This window comes from Pandoraea sp. B-6, from assembly GCF_000282835.1.
GTDB lineage: Bacteria > Pseudomonadota > Gammaproteobacteria > Burkholderiales > Burkholderiaceae > Pandoraea > Pandoraea cepalis.
The window spans coordinates 12036-29426 of record NZ_KB290544.1; the positions used below are offsets into that span (position 1 = coordinate 12036).

At 66.0% G+C, this 17391-nt stretch carries 17 protein-coding genes; 10 read left to right on the forward strand and 7 right to left on the reverse strand.

Annotated features, from left to right (window positions below; genetic code table 11):
- Window positions 1-73 precede the first annotated feature (73 nt).
- The 10 genes from A985_RS0118100 (at window position 74) to A985_RS26105 (ending at window position 11185) form a co-directional block, all read left to right on the forward strand.
- A complete protein-coding gene (locus tag A985_RS0118100) occupies window positions 74-1702 on the forward strand; it encodes a 3-(methylthio)propionyl-CoA ligase (RefSeq protein WP_017234785.1) in 1629 nt (542 codons plus the stop codon).
- A gap of 222 nt (window positions 1703-1924) precedes the next feature.
- Window positions 1925-2908: a branched-chain amino acid ABC transporter permease gene (locus A985_RS0118105; RefSeq protein WP_017234786.1), complete on the forward strand. Its 984-nt coding sequence runs from the start codon at window positions 1925-1927 to the stop codon at window positions 2906-2908.
- The gene (locus A985_RS26100; protein ID WP_017234787.1) at window positions 2908-4188 is read left to right on the forward strand and encodes a branched-chain amino acid ABC transporter permease; all 1281 of its coding nucleotides are present in this window, start codon (window positions 2908-2910) and stop codon (window positions 4186-4188) included. The genes A985_RS0118105 and A985_RS26100 overlap by 1 nt, the downstream gene beginning before the upstream one ends.
- Entirely contained in the window at window positions 4185-5018 is an 834-nt protein-coding gene (locus A985_RS0118115) for an ABC transporter ATP-binding protein (RefSeq protein WP_017234788.1), read from the forward strand. The genes A985_RS26100 and A985_RS0118115 overlap by 4 nt, the downstream gene beginning before the upstream one ends.
- Window positions 5011-5733 carry an ABC transporter ATP-binding protein gene (locus A985_RS0118120; RefSeq protein WP_017234789.1) on the forward strand — a complete coding sequence of 241 codons (723 nt, stop codon included), beginning with the start codon at window positions 5011-5013 and terminating at the stop codon, window positions 5731-5733. Before A985_RS0118115 ends, A985_RS0118120 begins: the two co-directional genes overlap by 8 nt.
- Before the next feature lie 113 nt (window positions 5734-5846).
- Complete coding sequence (locus A985_RS0118125) at window positions 5847-7943, forward strand: 3-hydroxyacyl-CoA dehydrogenase NAD-binding domain-containing protein (protein ID WP_017234790.1); 2097 nt, start codon at window positions 5847-5849, stop codon at window positions 7941-7943.
- Between the two features lie 61 nt (window positions 7944-8004).
- Entirely contained in the window at window positions 8005-8610 is a 606-nt protein-coding gene (pncA, locus tag A985_RS0118130; RefSeq protein ID WP_026132117.1) for a bifunctional nicotinamidase/pyrazinamidase, read from the forward strand.
- Between the two features lie 113 nt (window positions 8611-8723).
- A complete protein-coding gene (locus A985_RS0118135) occupies window positions 8724-9164 on the forward strand; it encodes a PaaI family thioesterase (protein ID WP_017234792.1) in 441 nt (146 codons plus the stop codon).
- A gap of 121 nt (window positions 9165-9285) precedes the next feature.
- Window positions 9286-10281, forward strand: a complete 996-nt coding sequence (locus A985_RS0118140) for an NADP-dependent oxidoreductase (protein WP_017234793.1) — start codon at window positions 9286-9288, stop codon at window positions 10279-10281.
- A 268-nt stretch (window positions 10282-10549) separates the two neighbouring features.
- Entirely contained in the window at window positions 10550-11185 is a 636-nt protein-coding gene (locus A985_RS26105; RefSeq protein WP_017234794.1) for a methyltransferase domain-containing protein, read from the forward strand.
- Between the two features lie 75 nt (window positions 11186-11260).
- On the opposite strand, the gene A985_RS0118150 is transcribed toward A985_RS26105, so the two are convergent.
- The 7 genes from A985_RS0118150 to A985_RS26110 form a co-directional block, all read right to left on the reverse strand.
- A complete protein-coding gene (locus A985_RS0118150; protein WP_017234795.1) occupies window positions 11261-12508 on the reverse strand; it encodes a beta-ketoacyl synthase in 1248 nt (415 codons plus the stop codon).
- Window positions 12508-12987 (reverse strand): hypothetical protein, encoded by a 480-nt coding sequence (locus A985_RS0118155; RefSeq protein ID WP_017234796.1) that lies wholly within the window; start codon window positions 12985-12987, stop codon window positions 12508-12510. Before A985_RS0118155 ends, A985_RS0118150 begins: the two co-directional genes overlap by 1 nt.
- A 48-nt stretch (window positions 12988-13035) precedes the next feature.
- On the reverse strand, window positions 13036-14265 hold the full coding sequence (locus A985_RS0118160; protein WP_026132119.1) for a beta-ketoacyl-ACP synthase: 1230 nt from the start codon (window positions 14263-14265) through the stop codon (window positions 13036-13038).
- A complete protein-coding gene (locus A985_RS0118165) occupies window positions 14265-14990 on the reverse strand; it encodes a 3-ketoacyl-ACP reductase FabG2 (protein WP_017234798.1) in 726 nt (241 codons plus the stop codon). Before A985_RS0118165 ends, A985_RS0118160 begins: the two co-directional genes overlap by 1 nt.
- On the reverse strand, window positions 14987-15454 hold the full coding sequence (locus A985_RS0118170) for a hypothetical protein (RefSeq protein WP_017234799.1): 468 nt from the start codon (window positions 15452-15454) through the stop codon (window positions 14987-14989). The genes A985_RS0118165 and A985_RS0118170 overlap by 4 nt, the downstream gene beginning before the upstream one ends.
- Window positions 15454-16659, reverse strand: a complete 1206-nt coding sequence (locus A985_RS0118175) for a beta-ketoacyl-ACP synthase (protein WP_017234800.1) — start codon at window positions 16657-16659, stop codon at window positions 15454-15456. The genes A985_RS0118170 and A985_RS0118175 overlap by 1 nt, the downstream gene beginning before the upstream one ends.
- Window positions 16656-17391 (reverse strand): MMPL family transporter (locus A985_RS26110; RefSeq protein ID WP_198288713.1); only part of this gene is annotated, 736 nt, incomplete at its 5' end. The genes A985_RS0118175 and A985_RS26110, both read right to left, overlap by 4 nt.

The following is a 17391-nucleotide window of genomic DNA, read 5'->3' on the forward strand; positions in this document are numbered from 1 at the left end:
ACGAAATCACGACCGTCGTCCCACGACGTACTCCGTCATACAGGCTGTCCCGACTTTTCTGGAGATTCGACGCATGGCAACACCGCTTCTCGGCCAGATGATGGCTGCGCCGCTCCTGATTTCCACATTGCTCACCCATGCCGCGCGTCATCACGGCGATACCGAAATCGTGTCGCGTCGCATCGAAGGCGACATCCACCGTTATACCTGGCGTGACGTCGAGCACCGGTCCCGCCAGCTCGCGCAGGCGCTGCGCCGGCTGGGCGTGGGCGACGGCGAGCGCGTGGGCACCTTGGCGTGGAACAGCTATCGCCACCTCGAGCTGTATTACGCCGTCTCCGGCATGGGCAGCGTGGTGCATACGGTGAACCCGCGCCTGTTTCCTGAGCAGATCGCCTACATCGTCAATCACGCCGAAGATCGGTATGTGGCCTTCGACATCAACTTCATTGGGCTGATCGAGACTATCGCGCCACAGTGCCCCGGCGTGCAGGGCTGGATTGCGATGACCGATCGCGCGCATCTGCCGACATCGAGTTTGGCGCTACTGTGCTACGAGGATCTTATCGGCGTTGAAGACGGCGACTTCCCGTGGCCGTCGATGGACGAGAACACGGCCTCGGGACTTTGCTATACGTCGGGCACGACGGGCCACCCGAAAGGCGTGCTCTACAGTCATCGCTCGACGGTGTTGCATGCCTTCGGTGCAGCGCTCCCCGACGCGATGGCCATGTCGGCGCGTGACGCCGTTTTGCCCGTGGTGCCGATGTTTCACGTCAATGCATGGGGGCTACCGTATTCGAGCGCGTTGGTCGGTGCGAAGCTGGTTTTCCCCGGCAAGGATTTGGACGGCAAGTCGCTGTATGAACTCTTCGAAGCGGAGGGCGTTACGTTTTCCGCCGGCGTGCCGACGGTCTGGCTGGGATTGCTCACGCATGTGAAATCGATCGGCGCGCGCTTCTCGACGCTCGAGCGCACGGTGATCGGGGGTTCGGCGTGCCCGCCGGCCATGTTGCACACGTTCGAGACCGACTACGGGGTGCGCGTCATCCATGCGTGGGGCATGAGTGAGATGTCGCCGCTGGGCACGCTGTGCCATCTGCGCAAGCATCATCGCGACCTGCCGGCCGAGGCGCAGCAGCATATTCTCGAGAAGCAGGGGACGGCGATCTACGGCGTCGATCTCAAAATCGTGGGCCCCGACGGCAAAGAACTGCCGTGGGACGGCAAGGCGTTTGGCGATCTGTACGCGCGCGGGCCATGGGTGCTGGATCGTTACTTCCGCTCGGATACCCCGCCGCTGGTCGACGGCTGGTTCCCCACGGGCGACGTGGCCACGATCGATCCTGAGGGATACGTGCAGATCACGGATCGCAGCAAGGATGTGATCAAGTCGGGGGGCGAGTGGATCAGTTCCATCGACGTGGAAAACGTCGCGATGGCGCATCCCGAGATCCACGAGGCGGCCTGCATCGCGATTCGTCACCCGAAATGGGAGGAGCGGCCGCTGCTGGTGGTCGTTCGCAAGCCCGGCTCGACGCTCACACGCGAGGACGTGCTGGCGTTCTACCAAGGCCGGGTCGTGAAATGGTGGATCCCTGACGATGTGGTCTTCGTCGACGAGATTCCCCACACGGCAACCGGCAAGATGCTCAAGCTCAAATTGCGAGAGGCGTTCCGCGATTATCAGGCGGCATCCTAGGCGTCGTGTTGCCGTCTCCGGGGTGGGGGGCGTCGGCCGAGAACCCGCTCGGAAACGTCTCACCTGGCACGCGGATGGCGCCCGAAATCCAGCATTGACGCCGTTTTTCGGGCGATCCCGCACCGCCGTGGTCGCCCGTCCCCTCTATAATGTCAGCCTGAAATTCCTCTGGATGCGGCCGTCTCAGCCGCGTCGTTCATTGGTCTTCCCGAAGGAGATGCAGTGCATCTGCTGAGTGCCACGGCCGGCCTCGTGCTTGTGAATGGCGTGAGCTACGGCCTGCTGCTGTTCATGCTGTCGAGCGGACTCACGCTGATTTTCAGCATGCTGGGCGTGCTGAACTTCGCGCATGCCAGCTTCTACATGCTTGGGGCGTACTTTGCCTACACGTTCTCGGCAGCGGTCGGGTTCTGGCCGGCGCTGTTCGCCGCGCCGCTGATCGTTGGCCTGATCGGGGCTGCGTTCGAGCGCGGCGTGTTGCGGCGATTGCGTGCGCGCGGTGCGTTGGCGGAGTTGCTGGCGACGTTCGGCCTCGCGTATATCGTGGTGGAGCTGGTCCAACTCGCATGGGGCCGCGGCCCGGTCGATTACGGCGTACCAACGGTCTTCGAAGGCGTGCTCGTTCATGTGGCGGGCATCGCGGTGCCCGCGTACCGGCTGTTTCTGATGGGGCTTGCGTGCGCCATTGCCCTGCTCGTGTGGGGCGTGTTTCGCGCGACGCGGGCGGGGTGGATACTGCAGGCCGCCCTATCGCAGCCAGCGATGACCCAGGCCCTCGGTTACGACGTGCCTGCGCTTTACACAGGCGTTTTCGCCTGTGGCGCGGCGCTGGCGGCGCTTGCGGGGGCGGCGGGGGGCAACGTGCTGGTGACCGAGCCGGGCATGGCGGCAACGGTCGGCAGCGTGGTGTTTGTCGTGGTCGTGGTCGGCGGGCTGGGTTCGCTGGGCGGGGCGTTTGCGGCGTCGTTGCTGATCGGCCTGCTCCAGACATGGGCCGTGACGAGCGATGCGAGCCTCGCACGGTGGTTGGCGCAGAGCCCTGGGGGAACCGACGGCACCGCTGGTGCTGCGGGTGCCGTCATGAAAGCCGTGGCGCCCCTGTCGCACCTGACCGTGGCGCAGCTCGCGCCAGCGGTGCCGTATCTGCTGATGGTGGCGGTGCTGTTATGGCGTCCGCGCGGGCTTTTCGGCGTGCGGGAGGGGTAATGGACAATGTGATCGCCCGTTCGCCGGTGGCGCCGCCTGTATCCTGGCGCTGCCACCTGGGCGCGTGGTCGGCCTTTGCCGCCATCCTCGGCCTGGCGCCGTGGTGCTTTCCTTCCGATGGGGCGCTCACCCTGATGACGCAGATGGGGACCGCGGCCATTCTGGCGCTGTCGTTCAATCTGCTGCTCGGTTCGACCGGCTTGTTGAGCTTTTGTCATGCGACGTATGCGGGTGTTGGGGCGTATGCGGGCGTGTGGTGCATGAATCGTATTGGGGCGCACGGGCTGCCGGTGTCGATGGCCCTCGTGCCGTTCGCCGGTGCGCTCGCGGCAGGTGTGGCGGGCGCTACGCTCGGTTACGTCACGACACGACGCGCGGGAATGACGTTCGCGATGATTACACTGGGCGTGGCGGAGCTTGTCTGGGTCATGGCCGGGATGCTGCCCGAGTGGTTCGGCGGCGAGCGCGGCATTCCGACCGACCGCACGCTCGGTGCGGCGTGGTTCGGGGTGACGTTTGCAACGCAGCGCGAGGTCTACGGGCTGGTTGCCGTTTGGGTGTTCGTCTGCGCAGCCTTGATGTACGGCATCACGCGCACGCCGCTGGGGTTCCTGGCGCGCGCCGTGCGCGACAATGCGGCGCGGGTCGCTTTCCTTGGGCCATCGGCATCGGCGGTGCGCTACCGCATGCAGATCCTGGCGGCGGCTTTCGCGGGGGTGGCGGGCGCGCTGGGCGCATTGAATTTCGAACTGGTCAGCGCCGACGCCTTCAGTCTTGAGCGCTCCGGCGTCGTACTCGTCTTCACGGTGCTTGGCGGGACGATGTACTTCGCGGGGCCGATATTGGGCGCCGTCGTCGGTGTGTTCGCGACGGTGATGCTGGCAACACTGACGCGCGCCTGGCAGCTCTATCTCGGGTTGGGATTCCTCGCCGTCGTGCTGTTCGCGCCGGGGGGCATCGCCGGATTGATCGCGGCACACGGGCGCGCCTGGCGCACCGGCATGGCACGTGCGTTGTGGCGCCCCTACGCGGTGGTCTGTGTCGGTCTGGCGATGTGCACCGGCGGGCTGATCGGCATCGTCGAAATGACTTACGGCGCGCGCCTTGCGAGCGACGCCGGGCCGGAGGCGGTGGGGGGCTTCGGCGCATACGCAGGGCCGGGGGCTTGGGCGCTGGCAACCGTGGCGCTCGTGGCGGGGGGGGGGGGCGTCGCGCGCGCCGGGCATTGGTTGCGCCACACGGCGGCGGGCGCCCAACACTCGGTGGAGGACCGGCAATGACGCAAGCGGTGACGCAAGCGGCGAGGCCAACCCTTCCGTCTGGCGCGGCACTCAGCGTGCGAGGCGTGCGCAAATCGTTCGGGCCCACGTCGGTGCTGTGCGGCGTCGATCTGACGCTCATGCCCGGCGAGCGGCTTGCCATCATCGGGCCCAACGGCGCCGGCAAGAGCACGCTGTTCGACGTCATCACGGGCAGGACACGGCCCGACGACGGGCGTGTTCTGATGAACACCAGCGATGTCACCGGTCGGGCATCCCATGTCATCAGCCGGCTTGGCCTGTCGCGCAGTTTCCAGACGTCGCAGTTGTTCGGGCAAATGAGCGTCATTGATCATTTGCGTTGCGCCGGGCTCTGGCCGGAAGGTCATCGCTACACGTTCTGGCGGCGGATGCAGGGGCTGAGCGACGTCACACGGCGTAGCGAGCTGTGGTTGACGCGTCTCGGGCTGTCGGCGCGACGCAACGTGCCGGCGGCAGCCCTGAGCTACGCGGAGCAGCGCGTCCTGGAGATCGGGCTGTGCGCTGCATCGGCGGGCAGCGTCATGTTGCTCGACGAGCCGACGGCGGGGATGAGCCAGTCCGAGTCGGCACGGATGGTCGCGTTGATCGCCGACCTCAGCCGGGAGCGCTCGCTGTTGATGATCGAGCACGACATGCAGGTGGTCTTCTCGCTGGCCGACCGGATCGCTGTGCTGGTGCGCGGGGTCATCATCGCGTGCGATACACCCGAGCGGATTCGTGCGCATCCCGACGTGCGTACGGCGTATCTCGGGGAATTTGCGGATGCCATGGATGAGACCGCCCGTGCCGGGGAGGCGCGCGATGCTTGAGTTGATCGACGTGAGGGCCGGGTATGGCGGCAGCCGGGTGCTGCACGGGGTGACGATGCGCGTGGCGCCGGGCGAAATCGTGGCAGTGCTCGGGCGCAACGGGGCGGGGCGCTCCACGTTGGCGCGCGCGATCATGGGGCAGTTGCCGCGCGAGGGGGAGATTCGCTGGCAGGGTCGATCGCTGACGTCGCTGGCACCGCATCAGATTGCGCGGCTGGGCGTTGGCTATGTGCCGGAAACGCGTGATGTGTTCGGGCCGCTGACCGTCACGCAGAATCTATGGCTCGGGCAGCGGGCCGGGAACGGGCGTACGGTGCGGCCAACGTCCGGCAACCATCGCGCACTTACACTGGCCCAGGCGTTCGAGCGCTTCGAAGAGCTGGCACCGCGACGCGATGCGCCAGCCGCATCGCTGTCCGGCGGCGAGCAGCAACTGCTTTCCCTGTGCCGGGCGATGATGGCCGGGCCCGATCTGCTGATCGTCGATGAGCCGACGGAAGGCCTCGCACCGCGTGTGGTTGCGCGCATTGGCCGGATTCTGACCGATTTGCGTGCAACCGGGGTCGCCATTCTGCTCATCGAGCAGAAGCTATCGCTCGCGCTCAGCTGCGCGCAGCGTGTCGCCGTGATGGGCCGGGGCGCACTGGTCTTCGAGGGCACGCCCGATAGGCTGGCGGAGGCTTGCGCGATACGCCGTGAATGGCTCGAGGTGTAGCGCTGCGCTAGAATCCACGGATCGTCTTGCCGCTGCTTGCGCACCCGCAGCGCGCCCAACGACGCACCGCGTCACCGCACATAGCCCCCAAGAATATAAGGAACGAGACAACGATGAGCACGGTTTATGAGGTTCGTGACGGCGTGGCCGTCATCACGCTGGACAATCCCCCGGTCAATGGCTTGGGACACGCCACGCGCTCCGGCATCGCCGACGGGCTCGCGAAAGCCCAGGCCGACGCTCAGGTGCGCGCCGTAGTACTGATCGGCGGTGGCAAGGCATTTTCCGGCGGGGCCGACATCCGCGAATTCAATACGCCGAAGGCAACCCAGAGCCCGCTGCTGGTCGAGGTGATCGCCGCGCTCGATGCCTGCGCGAAACCCGTTGTGGCGGCCGTGCATGCGGTGGCGATGGGGGGCGGACTCGAATTGGCGCTCGCCTGCCACTATCGCGTGGGGTTGCCCGGCGCGCAGATCGCGCTGCCCGAGGTCAAACTGGGCCTGCTGCCTGGCGCGGGGGGGACGCAGCGCCTGCCGCGTGCCATCGGTGTGGCGCGTGCGCTCGACCTGGTGGTGACGGGGCGTGTGGTGAAGTCGGAAGCGCTCGTCGGTACGCTCTTCTCGACAATGTTCGAAGGCAACCGCGACGACCTGCTTGCGGGCGCCATCGCCTTCGCCGGCAACATCGCCTCGCAAGGCGGCGCGTTGCCGCGATTGCGTGACGTGGCGCTCGATGACGCCGACGGCTCGGCGCAGGCCGCGATCGATGCCGCACGTGAAAAGGTGCAACGCGAGCAACCGCATTTCCCCGCGCCGCAAAAATGCGTGGCTGCCGTCGAGGCGGCGCTTCAACGCCCGTTCGATGACGGTGTGAAGTTCGAGCGCGAGTGTTTTGTGGCGTTGGTGAGTTCGCCGGAGTCGAAGGCGCTGCGTCATGCGTTTCTCGGCGAGCGCGCGGCCGCCAAGATTGCGGACGTACCGGACGACACGCCGGTGCGCAACATCGAGCGCGTGGCCGTCATCGGGGCCGGGACGATGGGCAGCGGCATCGCCATGACCTTTGCCAACGCGGGAATTCCGGTGACGCTGGTCGACACGACCGACGCGGCGCTTGCCCGCGGTATCGAAGCGATACGAGGCAACTATGCGCGTGCAGTCACGCGTGGAAAGCTCACGGCAGACGACGCGCAGATGCGGCAGGCACGTATTCACGGCAGTACCGATTTCGCGTCGGTGGCCGATGCCGATCTGATTGTCGAAGCGGTGTTCGAGGAGATGGCCATCAAGCAGGTCGTTTTCCGTGAGCTCGACAAAGTGGCCAAGCCGGGGGCAATCCTGGCGTCGAACACGTCGACGCTCGATCTCGATGCCCTGGCCGCGACCACATCGCGGGCGCAGGACGTCGTCGGCATGCACTTCTTCAGCCCGGCGAACGTCATGCGCTTGCTCGAGGTCGTGCGCGGTGCGCAGACCGGCAAGGACGTGCTGGCAACGGTGATGAAGCTGGCCAAACGCATTGGGAAGCTTGCCGTGGTGGCACGCGTCTGCGACGGCTTTATCGGCAATCGCATGCTCGAGCCGTATTTCAAGCAGTCTCAGTGGATGGTCGAGCAGGGCGCGACGCCCGCGCAGATCGACGCCGCCATAGAGCGCTTCGGCTTCGCGATGGGGCCGTTCCGCACCAGCGATCTGGCCGGAAACGACGTTAGCTGGGCCATTCGCAAGCGCCGACATGCCGAACATCCCGGCATCGTCTATCCCAAGATTGCCGACGTCGTATGCGAAGCCGGACGCTTCGGCCAGAAAACGCACGCGGGTTGGTACGATTACGCCGAGGGCGATCGCTCGCCTCGTGAATCGGCCAAGGTCGGGCAGATGATCGACGACTATCGCAAGGCGAACGGTATCGCGCCGCGCCCCTTCTCGGACGAAGAGATCGTGGATCGCCTCGTCTACGCGCTGGTGAACGAAGGTGCGAAAGTGTTGGCCGACGGCACGGCGGCACGCCCGTCGGACATCGACATGGTGTATCTGAACGGCTACGGCTTCCCGTTGTGGCGTGGCGGGCCGATGCACTATGCCGATGCGGTGGGGCTCGACAAGGTGCTCGGACGGGTGCGCGAGTTTGCGCAGGACGCGCACGGCGAAGATTGGATGCCTGCCGCGCGGCTTGTTGAACTTGCCGACGCCGGCAAGCGCTTCAACGGATAAGCGGGACGCGCGCGATGGGGCCAGAATGGGGCGGTCGCTGCGACGAATGAGGGGCAAACCCATGAAACCGATGGACGAAGTGCTGCTCGTGATCGACGTGCAGAACGATTTCATGCCGGGCGGCGCGTTGGCGGTTCCCGGGGGCGACGCCGTGGTGCCCGCGATCAACGCCTTGGCGGGCAAGTTCGCGCGAGTGGTGTTGACGCAGGACTGGCATCCCGCGGGGCATGTGTCGTTTGCCGAGAATCACGCGGGGCGTCGGCCGTTCGAGACGATGGTTCTGCCGTATGGCGAACAGGTCTTGTGGCCGACGCATTGCGTTCAGGACACGCCTGGCGCCGCATTGCATGCCGGGCTACGAATTCCGCATGCGCAGGCGGTGGTGCGCAAGGGGTATCACGCGCACGTCGATAGTTATTCGGCGTTTCTGGAGGCGGATCGCAAGACGCCGACCGGTCTGGCGGGATATCTGCGCGACAAGGGCGTGAGGCGGGTGCATTGCGTAGGATTGGCGACGGATTTCTGCGTGGCATGGAGCGCGCTCGACGCGAAGGCGGCGGGTTTCGATGTCTGTGTGATCGAGCACGCCTGTCGTGCCATCGATCTCAATGGCTCGCTCGCCAACGCTTGGGCTTCGCTGAGCGCGGCCGGCGTGTCGCGCGAGTGAGTCGAAGGCGACTGATTGAATACCAGACGCCGCGCATGATGCGCGGCGTCGCAAGCTGATGAAATGACGATGGACAAGCTTTACCGTAATGGCCGGTGCGGCCGGAGTGCCCGATGAGTACGCTATCGATTCGTTCTGGGTTTACCGACCATCTCGGCATCGAACTGCTGCGCGCTGAAGGAGGCGAGTCGGAACTGCGTCTCCCGCTGGCGCCTCACCATCTCAATAGCTGGGAGGTCGTGCATGGCGGCGCGACGATGGCGCTGCTCGACATTGCAATGAGCACCGCCTGCCGGAGCGTGGCGCCGGAAGGCACGGGCGTCGTGACGATCGAGATGAAGACGAGCTTCATGCAGCCGGGTGCCGGTGAGATGCGGGCGTTTGGTTGCCTGCTGCACCGCACGACAACGATGGCGTACTGCGAGGGCGAGGTGCGCGACGCCGATGGCAAGCTCGTCGCCAAGGCGATGGGCACCTTCAAGTATTTGCGTCGACTCGCGGTGGGGCGCGCCGTGCGCGAGCAGCGACGTCCGGACGAAGCGCGCGGCGACTGACTGCGGTCGATGCTTTGCGTCGTTGCCAGACGACTCATCAACGATGTCACTGAGATGATGTCACCGCGAGACAACGCGCATTCGAGATGTCGCGGCGACTCACTAACGTGGAGGAAAGGCCATGACGATTAATCGACAGATTCTGCTGGTTTCACGCCCGAAGGGCGAAGCCACGCTTGACAATTTTCACCTGGCGGCGCCCGAATTGCCGGAGATCGGCGAAGGGCAGTTGCTGGTGCGCAACTTCTATCTTTCCCTCGACCCGTACATGCGCGGGCGGATGAACGACACCAAGTCGTACGCGCCGCCGCAACCCCTCGACACGGTCATGATCGGGGCGACCGTGGGTGAGGTGATCGAGTCGCGCCATCCGGACTGGCAGCCGGGCGACGCCGTTGCCGCCATGTTCGGCTGGCAGGAATATGGCATTTCGGACGGCAGCAACCTGCGCCGTATCGACGATGCACGCATTCCGATGAGCGCCTATCTTGGCGCAGCGGGCATGCCGGGCGTGACGGCCTGGTATGGCCTGAATCGGATCATCGCGCCGAAGGCAGGAGAGACGGTCGCGGTCAGCGCGGCCTCGGGCGCCGTGGGCAGCGTGGTCGGTCAACTGGCGAAGCGCGCCGGTTGTCGCGTGGTCGGGATTGCGGGGGGTGCCCAGAAGTGCGCCTACGTCGTGGAGACGCTTGGCTTCGATGCGTGCGTCGATTACAAGGCGGGTCATCTCGACGAAGCACTGCGCGCTGCTGCGCCGGATGGCATCGACGGCTATTTCGAGAACGTCGGCGGCGACGTGTTCGACGCGGTCATGCGCAACCTCAATGCCCACTCGCGTATCGCGCTGTGCGGCATGATCTCCGGCTACAACGGCGAGCCCATTCCGCTGAAGTACCCGGGGCTGCTGTTGACGAACCGGGTGCGGCTCGAGGGCTTCATCGTGACCGAGCATCTGGACGTCTGGCCACAGGCACTGAAGGAGCTCACCGACGCCATCGCCGCAGGTGAGCTGCGCTATCGCGAAACGATGGCGCAAGGGATCGAGAACGCGCCTGCCGCATTCCTCGGTCTGCTCAAGGGCGAGAACTTCGGCAAGCAGATCGTGAGGCTCGTGTGATTCGGGATTTTTCTCGAATTTAGAAAGCATCCCTGAATTTCAGGAGTATTGCACTTTACGTACTTCTCATGGACTCGTGCAGTGGGCACAATAGCGGGCTTCCACCCGATAAGCCGCCAGGGCGGTATTCGCTATTGTGACCACTGCTGCCAAACCGCCTCCCGCACCGCCTGCGCTTCCCCCGCGCCCCGAATCGTGCGCAAAGGCCTTTGTTCCCGAGACCCGCTTCGGGAACTGGTTTCTGAAGACCTACACCTGGCGTCATCACGTGCTGCGCGTCGCCATCGAAGACCTGATGAGGCTGGCGCACGGTGCGATACCGCAGGCCCCCGTCATTCTCGATGCGGGATGTGGCCACGGACAATCTCTGCCGCTTCTGCATCGCTATTTCGCACCGTCGCGCCTGATCGGGTTCGACTGCTTCGCCCCGGCGCTGAGCGAAGCGCAGACACACGTGCGAAGCGCGGGGATTTCCGTCGATCTGCGCGCGGGCGATTGCGCCGCGATCCCGCTGCCCGATGCCAGTTGCGACATCGTGTTCTGCCATCAGACCTTCCACCACCTCGTGCACCAGGAGGCGGCTCTGTCTGAGTTCTATCGGGTGCTGAAGCCGGGCGGTTTGCTGTGTTTCGCCGAGTCGACCGAGGCCTATATCCGCTCGTGGGTGATCAGACTGCTGTTCCGGCATCCGATGCACGTTCAGCGAAGCGCAACGGGGTATCTCGACATGATCCGCGCGGCGGGATTTACCTTTGGTCCCGAGAACGTGTCTTATCCGTACCTGTGGTGGAGCCGAGCCAAGGACTTCGGGCTGCTGGAGCGGTTGAAGTTGCAGCGTCGCCCGGCATTCGGCGCGCGTGAGGAGACGCTGGTCAACGTCGTTGCGAGAAAGCCGCTCGCGTAAGCGTTTAACGGGTTTGACGTGTTTAACGTGTTTGTCGCGTCTAAGGTCTAGTGCGCGGAAGGTCGGGCACGGGCGCTAAACTCGTGCGAGCGTCAGCGCGCCGTAAGTGCCGCCGAAGCCAAAGGTGTTGATCAGCACGCGGCTTACCAGCGTCTCTTGCAGGGCTGTCTGGATCGGAAAGGGTGCGGCGGCGGCGTCCAGGCATGCCAGATTGGCTACGCCCGGCACGAAACCCTCGTGCATCGCCCAGATCGCGCACGCGATCTGCATTGCCCCCGCGGCCGCCACGGTGTGTCCCGTCAGGCCCTTGATCGAGGTGATGGCCGGGACCTCGGCCACCCCACCGAAGGCGCGCGCCAGCGCATGCAGTTCCGCGATATCGCCGTCGATGGATCCGTTGGCGTGGGCGCTGATGAAGGTGGGCGGTGCCGTCAGCCCACGACACGCTGTTTCGACCACCGCGCTCATGGTCGGGATGTCGACACCGAACGCTCGCGACGCGCAGGTGGCGGAACCGACCCCCGTGATCTCGGCGAGCGGGCGTGCGCCTCGCGCCATGGCGTGGGCGAGTGTTTCCAGGACGAGGATGGCGGCACCACCGCCGAGGACGAAACCGTCGCGTTGGGCGTCGAACGGGCGCGAGGCGCCCTCGGGCGTCGCATTGTGGGCGCGCGAGAGTACCCCCATCGCATCGAAACACATCGCCGCGCCCCAGGGGGCCTCTTCGCTGCCGCCCGCGAGCATCACGTCCTGCCGTCCGAGCTGCAACACATCGACGGCGTGCCCCACGCAGTGAATCGATGTCGAACACGCCGACGAGATGGCATAGCCGACCCCGCGCAGGTCGAAGAGCGCGGAGAGGGCGGCTTGCGCGGTGCTCGACATGGCGCGTGGCACCACGTAGGGCAGCACCCGCGCCGCGCCGCTTTCGCGCGCGACGTCCAGCGCCGCTTCAAAATCCTTCATCGCCCCGGTGCCGGAGCCGACGACGACACCACATCGCCCGCGACTCAATGTCGCGGTATCGAGCCCGGCGTCGGCCACGGCGCGAAGGCCGGCATGGCAGGCATACAGCGCCGTGTCCCCCATGAAGCGGCGCAGCTTGCGCGGCACCACCGCGTCGTCGAGCGATCCGGCGTGAGGGCGTCCGGTGACTGTCGTGCGCAGGTCGTGGGCGACATAATCGGGCGCCTCATGAACGCCGCTCGTCCGATGTCGCAGGGCGTCCACGATGGCATCGCGCGTGTGACCGGCGGCGGACACCATCCCGATGCCGGTGACGACGACCCGGGGCAATCCGTCGGGGCGATGAAAGGACGTCATCAGAGACGGCGCAGCTCCGTGTTGATGTCGCGGATGAGCGTGTCGACCCAGCGGTTGTAGTTGGGATGGATCAACGGCGTATTGGGGGGCGGCGCCGAGGGGAAGTCCTCGCGGCGCGCCGAGGCGTTCGGGTGGGAGAGTTGGTACTCAAGATTGGTGCTGTCGCGATAGGTCACCGAGTAAGCCGTTTCGGTGTATTTGATCGTCACCGAGGCAAAGTGCTTGTTGCGCACGTTCAGCGAGGCCACGAGTTCTCCCGGATGCACGGGGCTTACCGTCCAGTCATGCACGGCGGCGCCGCGCGCAATGGCGCCGCGAATCTCGTCGAGCGAGAGTGTTTTGCCGCTGCCGGAGACGATCGGCACGTTATCGTGCGGCACGATGGGCACCGCCGGGCGCGCCGCGTGGGCGGCGGGCGCGAGGACGGCCGAAGCGGTGATGGCAAGCGAGGCGATCAGCCAGTGTCGACGAGTCTGCATAGGTTCTCCTTCTCCGTTGTGAATGGACGTTGCGCTGCGCAACGCCCGTCAACCCGCAAATCGATGAAAGATCAGCGACGTGTTGATGCCGCCGAACGCAAAGTTGTTGCTCATGATTCGCTGCGTTTCCAGATCGCGGCCCTGAGCGCCCGCGATGTGATCGAGCGGCGCACAGGCCGGATCCGGTGTGTCGAGATTGAGCGTGCCGGCAAACCAGTCGCGACGCATCATCTCAATAGCCCACCATGCTTCGATGGCGCCGCACGCACCGAGGGTATGGCCCAGATAGCTCTTCATGGCGCTGATCGGCACGTGCGTGCCGAAGAGGCTGCCGGTGGCTTCGCTCTCGGCAACATCGCCGCGGTCCGTGGCCGTGCCGTGTGCGCTGATGTAGTCGATGGCCTGCGGGGCGAGACCCGCATCGTCGAGCGCGAGCCGCATGGCGCGTGCCATCGTGGCCGCGGTCGGTTGCGTGACGTGATTGCCGTCGGTGTTGCAGCCGAAGCCGACGATTTCCGCGAGAATCGTGGCCCCTCGCGCTTGCGCATGTTCGAGCGATTCGAGCACCAGCGTGGCAGCGCCTTCGCCGACCACGAGGCCATCGCGCGCCGCATCGAACGGGCGCGGCGTGAGCTTCGGTTCGTCATTGCGCGTGCTCGTCGCGTACAGCGTATCGAAGACGGCGCTACCGGGGCCGGACAATTCTTCGGCACCGCCAGCGAGCATGACTTTCGCGCGGCCGAAGCGAATGGCTTCATATGCGTATCCGATGGCCTGGCTGCCCGACGTGCAGGCGCTCGACGTCGGGATGATGCGGCCTTGGAGTCCGAAGTGCACGCCGATGTTGACAGCCGTCGTGTGCGGCATCATCTGGATGTAGCTCGTCGACGTCACGCCGGCCATCGATCCCGTGTCGACCATGACGCCAAAGGCTTGAATCGGCGCGATGCTGCCCGATGACGACCCGTACGCCACACCGATATCGCCGGGGTCGTGCGCGGCGACATCCAGCGCTGCGTGGGCGAGGGCATGTTCCGTGGCCCGAAGCGCGAGTTGGGCAACCCGTCCCATGGAACGCAATTGCTTGCGCGGCCAGTGCGACGGCGCAGCGAAGTCTTCCACCGGGCAGGCGAGGCGCCCGTTGAGCGTTTCGAAGTAGTCCCACTCCGGCATGCGGCGCACGGCGTTCTGCCCGGTGCGCAGCGCCCGCTCAATGTCTTCCCAGCGGCTGCCAAGCGCTGTCACTCCGCCATATCCAGTCACTACGACGCGTGTCATCAGACGATCCCTCCATTCACGCCGATGACTTGGCGAGTCACGTAGCTGGCCCCGTCCGACATCAGGAACGACACCACATGCGCCACCTCGTCAGGGCGGCCGACGCGTTGCATGGGCACCATGCGCAGCGCTTCGTCGAGCGCCACGCCCTCGAGCATGCCGGTGTCGACCAGCCCCGGCGCCACGCAGTTGACGGTAATTCGGCGCGACGCCAATTCGACCGACAAGGCTTTCGTGGCGCCGATCAGACCGGCCTTCGCGGCGCTGTAGTTCACCTGGCCGCGATTGCCCATCACCCCGGAGACGGACGCCACCGTGACGATGCGACCGCCGGCGCGCAGTCGCACCATGGGCATCGTGAGGGGATGGACGACATTGAAGAAGCCGTCGAGGCTGGTGTCGATGACACTGTCCCAATCGTCGTCGGACAGCGCGGGGAACGCGTTGTCGCGCGTGATGCCTGCGCCGCAGACAATGCCGTAGTACGCACCGTGTTCGGCAACGTCGGCGTCGAGCACTTGTCGGCAGGTATCGCGATGACGGACATCGAACGACACGAGCGTGGCTGTGCCGCCCGCGTCGCGAATCTGCGCGACGGTGGCTTCGCCGGGAGCGATCTGCTCACGGCAATGAACGGTGACGGCAAAGCCGTCCTGCGCGAGGCGCAGGGCGATGGCCCGTCCGATGCCCCGGCTGCTGCCGGTGACGAGAACGCGTCGGGTCATGATTGGGGCTCCATCAAGAAGGCAGAGAAATCGGTTGGCTGATGCACCTTGATCGTGGCATCGACCACTGTCTCGTCGTCGGCCTGCACGCAGCAGTCGTAGGCACCGTTGCCGTTGTCGTCGTGTAGCACGCATGTGGCACGCACGAGAACCGGCACGCCGGCGGGCAGCGAGGCCACACGCGCTTCGAGGCGGCGTGTGCCGAGCAGCACGCCCGGCGCGGGGGGCAGGCCTTCGATACGACGGGTGAGCGCTTCGTGCGCGGCAATCGCCTGCGCCATGAGTTCGATGACGATGTGAACGGGCATGTTGCCGTGCGCATCCGCATACCAGGCGTGAGCATCGGGCGTTGCCTGCACGCAGATCGACTCGGCGTCGTGCTCGCAAACGTTATCGATGAGCAGCATCGGCGGCCGGTGCGGCAGCAGCGTCTCGATCGGCGGCCAGACAGAAGCGGCGGGCATCACAGGGCCTCCGCGCGCGAGAGGATGACGCTGACGTTGTTCCCGCCAAATGCATAGGCGTTCGTCATGACGTGGCGAGGGGCGCGACCGAGCGTGGTGCCGGGGGTGACGAGCCGCAGGGCGCTGAGCTCGGGGGCGGCGTCTCCATCCCAGACGTGCGGCGGGAGGCGGCCATCGCCTGAAAGCGTGAGCCAGCACAATCCGATGCCTGTCGCGCCCGCGGCGCCGAGCAGATGTCCGGTCATGGGTTTGGTGCCGCTTGCCCACGCGGTGGCACCCAAGCAGGCATGTGTGGCAAGGCTTTCCATCGCGTCGTTCTTCGGCGTGCCGGTCGCATGCAGATGAACATAGTCGATCTGCGAGGGCGCCAGGCAGGCGTCGTGCAAGGCGGCCCGCATGGCGTCGATGGCGCCACGGCCGTCCGGCGCGGGGGCCGAGATGTGATAAGCATCGCTCGATTCGCCAATGCCGGACACGACGATGTCGCCGGGCGCTCGCGACATCAGGCAGAGCATCGCGCCTTCCCCGATGTTGATGCCGTCGCGCTGGCGGCTCATCGGGCGCGCGAGCCCCTGCGAGAGCGACTCGAGCGCGCCGAAGCCGCCGAGGGTCAGATCGCATAGCGTGTCCGCACCGCCGGTCACTACGGCATCGCAGATCCCGCTGTCGATGAGGCGACGCGCCGCACCGAATGCCTTTGCGCTCGACGTGCACGCGGTCGAGATTGTGTAGGCGGGGCCGTGCACGCCGAGCAACTCGGCAACGAACTGCGCCGGTGCCCCGAGGGCTTGCTGGACGTAGTGATACGCCGCCGGTAACGCGCCCCGGTCCGCGAGCGTGCGCAGCGCGGCTTCGCCTTCGGCGATACCCGACGTGCTCGTACCGATCACGACCCCGATGCGCGTTGCCCCATGGCGTGCGATATGGCGTGCGAGGGTGGGGTGCAACGGTTGCGCTGCGGCGACCAGAAACCGGTTGTTGCGACAGTCGTACCGCTGTAGCCGGGCGGGAAGCGAAGGCAGCGCGTCAGTGGTCACGCGCACGGCGCCCACCACGGGGGCGGGGGATGTAAGCGGCGCGGGCACCTCGTCACGAACCCGCATACCGGACGTATCGCCGGCGAACAGTCGCGCGGCGATGCCCGGCAGGTCGTGACCCAGCGCATTGATCATGCCAAGAGCGTGGAGATAGACAGGAGACTTCATGAGCGCAGTTCCGGGTAGCGCAGGCTATAGGGGGCGAGCCACAACGCAAATGCGATGCCGATCGTCAAGGTCAGGCCGAAGGCATGCAGGCTCGGCATGGCGCTGAAGGCGAGCAGGCCGAACGACAGCAGGGTCGTCGCGGCCGACATCAGCGTGCCGGCGACCGCAATCGCGGCCATGCGCGGGTCGCCGCCGGCACGTAGTTCGCCCTCACGCAGAAAGATCGCGTAATTCACGCCGACGCCCAGGACCAGCATCAAGCCCATCTGCGCGAACAATGTCAGCGGCAGGTCGAGATAGCCGAACGCCGCGAACACTGCCGCGGTGGCGAGCAATGTCGGAGTGATGGTGGCGATGGCGCCGCGCCACCCGTAGCGACGCGTGAGCAGTCCAGTCACCACGATGAGGGCGGCGGCGAACCAAATTCCGCTTGCGACGCGATACCGGGCAAAAAGCGCCGAGATGGATGCGGCCTTGTCGACGTAGGTCACGCCGGGCAAGTCGACCGCCACGCGCCCGGCTGCGGCGCTGTCGCGCAGGCCGTGGGGGCGCACGAGGCTGGCGAAATGACCGGCCTTCGCCGGGGCGGACGCCGCTCCCGCCGACGTGCTTACCCGGCCCATCCAGAGCATGCGTAGCGGCGTCGAACCGGGCCACGCGAGCCATTGGTCGACCCGAAGCGGCGGCGTGTCGCCCTCGACGGCGTAGGCATCGGCGTATTGCCGTGCGAAT

Excerpts from the sequence above, each read along its gene's own strand:
- A985_RS0118100 (WP_017234785.1), top strand. The coding sequence starts at position 74 with ATGGCAACACCGCTTCTCGGCCAGATGATGGCTGCGCCGCTCCTGATT.
- A985_RS26100 (WP_017234787.1), top strand. The coding sequence starts at position 2,908 with ATGGACAATGTGATCGCCCGTTCGCCGGTGGCGCCGCCTGTATCCTGG.
- A985_RS0118115 (WP_017234788.1), top strand. The coding sequence starts at position 4,185 with ATGACGCAAGCGGTGACGCAAGCGGCGAGGCCAACCCTTCCGTCTGGC.
- A985_RS0118120 (WP_017234789.1), top strand. The coding sequence starts at position 5,011 with ATGCTTGAGTTGATCGACGTGAGGGCCGGGTATGGCGGCAGCCGGGTG.
- A985_RS0118125 (WP_017234790.1), top strand. The coding sequence starts at position 5,847 with ATGAGCACGGTTTATGAGGTTCGTGACGGCGTGGCCGTCATCACGCTG.
- pncA (WP_026132117.1), top strand. The coding sequence starts at position 8,005 with ATGAAACCGATGGACGAAGTGCTGCTCGTGATCGACGTGCAGAACGAT.
- A985_RS0118135 (WP_017234792.1), top strand. The coding sequence starts at position 8,724 with ATGAGTACGCTATCGATTCGTTCTGGGTTTACCGACCATCTCGGCATC.
- A985_RS0118140 (WP_017234793.1), top strand. The coding sequence starts at position 9,286 with ATGACGATTAATCGACAGATTCTGCTGGTTTCACGCCCGAAGGGCGAA.
- A985_RS0118150 (WP_017234795.1), bottom strand. The coding sequence starts at position 12,508 with ATGACGTCCTTTCATCGCCCCGACGGATTGCCCCGGGTCGTCGTCACC.
- A985_RS0118155 (WP_017234796.1), bottom strand. The coding sequence starts at position 12,987 with ATGCAGACTCGTCGACACTGGCTGATCGCCTCGCTTGCCATCACCGCT.
- A985_RS0118160 (WP_026132119.1), bottom strand. The coding sequence starts at position 14,265 with ATGACACGCGTCGTAGTGACTGGATATGGCGGAGTGACAGCGCTTGGC.
- A985_RS0118165 (WP_017234798.1), bottom strand. The coding sequence starts at position 14,990 with ATGACCCGACGCGTTCTCGTCACCGGCAGCAGCCGGGGCATCGGACGG.
- A985_RS0118170 (WP_017234799.1), bottom strand. The coding sequence starts at position 15,454 with ATGCCCGCCGCTTCTGTCTGGCCGCCGATCGAGACGCTGCTGCCGCAC.
- A985_RS0118175 (WP_017234800.1), bottom strand. The coding sequence starts at position 16,659 with ATGAAGTCTCCTGTCTATCTCCACGCTCTTGGCATGATCAATGCGCTG.